3 protein-coding genes and 1 pseudogene are annotated in these 4,707 nt (G+C 33.4%); 2 read left to right on the plus strand and 2 right to left on the minus strand.

From position 1 onward, the window contains the following. A pseudogene (locus I6E78_RS18750) lies at positions 1-160 on the minus strand (endonuclease III); the annotation flags it as partial. Positions 161-571: 411 nt separating this feature from the next. Between I6E78_RS18750 and I6E78_RS18045 the strand changes: the two are divergent. Beyond that, a complete protein-coding gene (locus I6E78_RS18045; protein ID WP_197183060.1) occupies positions 572-2,608 on the plus strand; it encodes an ATP-dependent nuclease in 2,037 nt (678 codons plus the stop codon). Beyond that, entirely contained in the window at positions 2,605-4,287 is a 1,683-nt protein-coding gene (locus I6E78_RS18050) for a UvrD-helicase domain-containing protein (protein ID WP_197183061.1), read from the plus strand. The genes I6E78_RS18045 and I6E78_RS18050 overlap by 4 nt, the downstream gene beginning before the upstream one ends. Before the next feature lie 231 nt (positions 4,288-4,518). Here the strand turns inward: I6E78_RS18050 and I6E78_RS18755 are convergent. After that, positions 4,519-4,707, minus strand: a 189-nt coding sequence (locus I6E78_RS18755) for a hypothetical protein (protein ID WP_231618041.1), incomplete at its 5' end; no start/stop codon positions are given.

Consider the following 4,707-nt stretch of genomic DNA (forward strand, 5'->3'; position numbering starts at 1 on the left):
GCAGTATTAGCCAGTGGTGTACATCGACCTTAAATTCTTTAGGCACTACTTTTTCAAGCTTTTGCTCAACGGCTACAACATCTTTACCCATGGCGAGTTTAGTACGGTTAGAAACACGAAATATATGCGTGTCTACTGCGATTACAGGCCAGCCGAAAGATAATTATGGTAGACATAAAGCATGTCTAATCACGCAAGGCTAGTTTGTGCCAGTAGCACATAGTCAGTAACGTGATGTATAAAGTTTAAGTTTGCTCAGTGTTAAATTAAGTGACGTAAGTTGGGTTGAGTATATCGAAACCCAACAAAACAATACCCAACCAATTAGCACCAATATTTAGCATTATCGTTTGTCTTAAATAAGCTCAGATCAGCTGGTCAGTAATATGGTGCCTGAAGACAATATTTGATCCCTTTGTCTTTTGCTGTTGCTGATTTAAATAATGTTTTCCTAGTAAATTGAACTAAATATCGTTTCAATTATTGAGAGTATGGTAGATTGAAATACCTTATTAAGAATACTTTTTAAGCTAGGGAAATGAATTTACCTACATTAGATTGAGAGTGAAAAATGCGTTTACATAAAATTTATATTTCAGGCTTTAAGAGTATTTCAAATGAATCACCGCAAACGTTGATGTTGGATTCTTCGTTGACTACTCTCATTGGTCATAATGGCACAGGTAAAAGCACTGCATTAGAGGCTTTAAATAAATTATTTTCTACTGATTCTAACCTTAGAGGGCTATCTAAAAATGATTTTAATGTCCCCTCTGTTGAACAAGCTGACACTTCTAAACATTTGGTGATTGAGGCTTGGTTTGATTTTCCTAAGCTCAATAAAGATAATGCAGAAATACCTTATTTATTAAATCAAATGGTGGCTACTGATGATTCTGGAAGCCTATTATTTAGAGTTAGACTTGAAGGTTCACTAACTTTTGATTACAACCCTACAGGTGAAGTTGAAGAAGATATCTGGACAGTTAGCAGTACAAAAAAAATACTTAATGACGAAGATAAAAATCGCTTATCTGGAGCAATTAGAAGTGCGATACAAGTTAATTATATCCCTGCCAACAGAGATCCTTTAATTCAATTGAAATATTCTTCAAAAGCAATTCTTGGGCGTTTATTAAAAGCGATACGTTGGACAGACGTTGAAAAAGAAAGCTTTGAAAAAAAAGCTTCTGATTTAAATACCGTTGCTAAAAAATCACCTGCTTTGAAGCAACTCTCAGAAGCAATTGATACAAGTTGGAAGTCGATATATAAGGGGCGGTATTTAAAAGATGCAGATTTGAATTTCCCTCTTAGCAATATTGATGAAGTGCTTAAGTTATTACAATTACATTTTAATTCTGATGAATCTGGAAATAAAATGGATACATCACTTTTAAGTGATGGTCAAAAATCACTTGCATATTTTGCACTAACCAAAGCCTTATTCGACATAGATAAATCAATTCAATTAGCTTCAATATCTGGTAAAGAAACTCATTTTGATGCGGAAAAAATGAAATTACCTATTTTCAGTTTAATATCTCTTGAAGAACCTGAGAATCATCTATCACCTCATTATTTAGGGCGCATTATAAAGTTAATTTTAGAATACACAGAAGATGGTAATTGTCAGGCAATAATATCAACACATTCGGCTTCAATAGTTGGTCGTATTGAACCATCACAGATAAGACATTTTAGTTTAAATTCGGAAACTAAAAGCACTGCAATAACTAAGTTAGAATTACCGAAGAAAGAAGATGAAAAATCAAAGTACATTAGTGAAGCTATAAAAGCATATCCAGAAATTTACTTTGCAAAATTAGTTATTTTAGGGGAAGGGGATAGTGAGCAAGTCGTTTTACCTAAAATACTTGAAGCTTTTTCAACAGAAATTGATACTCATTCGATTTCAATAGTTCCCCTAGGTGGAAGACATGTAAATCACTTTTGGCGTTTGTTAGAGTCTATAAATATTCCATATATTACATTGTTGGATTTAGATTTAGACCGGAATGGCGGTGGATTTGGGCGATTAAATTATGCGATAAAACAATTATATACCCATAAAAATGTGACTTACTTCCATGAAAAAATTTTGCCACTTTTACCTGAATGGAATGATGCATCTCATCCTAAAGATTTTAGTATTAACTATACGGACGTTGGGCTAATAAATATTATGGATGAGTTAGAAAAAAATAATGTGTTTTTTTCGAGTCCATTAGATATTGATTATTCGATGATAATGTCATTCCCAGATATATTTTGTTCTAAGGATGAAGTGCATGGTGAAAGAGGACCGAAAGGGGAAGCTGAAAATGAAAGTGCGGTAGATAAAGCTTCAAGAGAAAAATCCTTAATCAATGCTGTTCTTAAAGAAAGCAATGAAGGAGCTACCCATTACTCTGATGACTATCTAAATAATTTTTTGTGGTATAAATATAGATTTTTAGGTACTAAGAGTAAACCTGCTTCACATGTTCGCCTATTTTCAAAATTGGAAGACACGTATACCCCTGAAAAAATAAAAGAAATGTTACCGAAAGAATTAAAAAGACTTGCGTTGAAAACGCAAAAAATTCTTGAGGGTACTATCGAATGATTGTAGATAACTGGCTTCCAACTGAGGGTATTGAAGCAACACAGCAGTTGATGAATATTATTAAATTCGATGAATGCTCTTTGTCTATTTTAGCTGGTGCAGGATCAGGAAAAACAGAATTGTTAGCTCAAAAATCTAACTACCTTTTGGAGACTAATAAATGTAATTGGCCTAAACGCATATTATGTTTATCTTTTAAAACTGAGGCACAGGTAAATATTGGGAAAAGGGTAAAAAAGCGTTGTGGATCAAAAGCTGAGCGTTTCGATTCATTCACATTCCATGCCTTTAGTAAAAGTATTGTTGATCGGTTCAAGAATGTTTTGCCCGAAAATGAAAGACCTTCTGAACGTTATGATATAGTTATGAAAAATTATCAGTCCAATGGTAAAAATAAAATTTGGATTGGATCTTTAATAAAAATGGCTTTAAGAATCGTAACGCTTAATGCTGATGTTAAATCTCTTTTTAATTTATCCTACCCTTATGTTTTCATAGATGAATTTCAAGATACCAGTTACGAGCAGTACAATTTAATACGCTGTTTGTTCATGGGTACTGATACCAAATTACTTTGTGTAGGTGATTTAAATCAAAGCATTATGCTATTTGCAAATGCTAATCCAACAGTTTTTGATGAATTTCAAAATGATTTTTGTCATGCCAATATAAAGAGAATGTTGCTAACAAAAAATTATAGGGCAACTGAAGAAATTCAAGGCGTACTTAACAAGTTTTTAGAGTATGTAGAAGATGAAAATAATGTTCTTCAGCCTTTAACTAAGCCTTTATCTAACTGCAAAATTAAATATTTCCCTGATGAATTCAAAGAGTCCTCTTTTCTTGTGGAATATATTGCATCGCTAGTTGAGTCGGGAGTTAAAGAAGAGGAAATATGTGTTTTAACAAAGCAGCATTCTTCCAAGTATACGGCTGTATTGAGATCTGGACTCTCTAATAAAAGCATTAGAAATCTAGATATGACAGATTTACAAGACACTTTGAAAGAACCACTAGGTAGACTGTTCACTTTTATACTTAAAATATACACGTTGAAAGATGCTCAAAATTGGAGTGAATTTTGTGAGTTTTGTTTATCGCTGAATAATATAAGTAATGATGAAGAGGTTGAGTTCATTAATAAGCTAAGTCATCATGTTCACATCAATCAAAAATCATTTATTGGTACAGATCCAGCTAATTCTTTACTGAACCTAATTAAAGCAACATTTGAGTTTATTGGAATAAGCAAAATAAAAGCAAGATGGACGCAGTACAAATCATTAGAGTATTTTGAGTTAATATGGAAGTATCTTGAGTTGCATTTAAGAGACACTATTAATGTTACTTCCACCTTAGAAGAAGCATCATTAATGTTTAATGCAGAAAATTCAGTTCAATTAATGAATGTTCATAAGTGTAAAGGACTTGAATATCAATGTGTTATATTTATGGGGATGGAAGATGAAGCATTTTGGAATCATACTGATAACAACTTTGAAAGTAAATGTTTGATGTTTGTAGCTCTTTCCAGAGCTAAAGAAAGTATTTTAGTTACATTAGCTGGCGACAGAGAGCATAGAGGAAATCAAGATCGGTACTCAAATTTCAATAAAGTGGATCTGTTGTTTCAAACTCTTACTGGAAAATGTGGATTTAATTATGAAATTTACAGTTAACAAAGAGTGAGATATGTTAGCAAGAGGTAAGTTGCGAGTTCGTCTTGTTGCCTCTTATAGCAACAATACTTACGTGCCTCCAAAATGAGGGCGTTCAGAATTCTGTGTCAGCCTAAATTGCTAAATATCTAGCACACCATCTAACCTACCTTCGAAGTGGATGGCCAATTGCGACAAGAAGCGAATGGGGTCAAATCTTGACTTCACACATTAAGAATCTTCAATGTCCATTCATGGCACTTTCCAGCCATCCGACAATATAAAATGCTGATAATAATAATTGGCAAGATATTTTACTGTGTCGGATGGCGCTTCGCTTATCCGACCTACATCCGGTACTTTTTTAGGTAATCGATAATACATAACGCTAATGTTAACTGGCACTGCCTTTTTTCGTTGGGTTTCGCTGCGCTCAAACCA

The sequence above is a fragment of the Pseudoalteromonas sp. NZS127 genome (assembly GCF_015864805.1).
Lineage (GTDB): Bacteria > Pseudomonadota > Gammaproteobacteria > Enterobacterales > Alteromonadaceae > Pseudoalteromonas > Pseudoalteromonas nigrifaciens.

Coding starts and splice junctions, on each gene's coding strand:
- I6E78_RS18045 (WP_197183060.1), top strand. CDS start 572: ATGCGTTTACATAAAATTTATATTTCAGGCTTTAAGAGTATTTCAAAT.
- I6E78_RS18050 (WP_197183061.1), top strand. CDS start 2,605: ATGATTGTAGATAACTGGCTTCCAACTGAGGGTATTGAAGCAACACAG.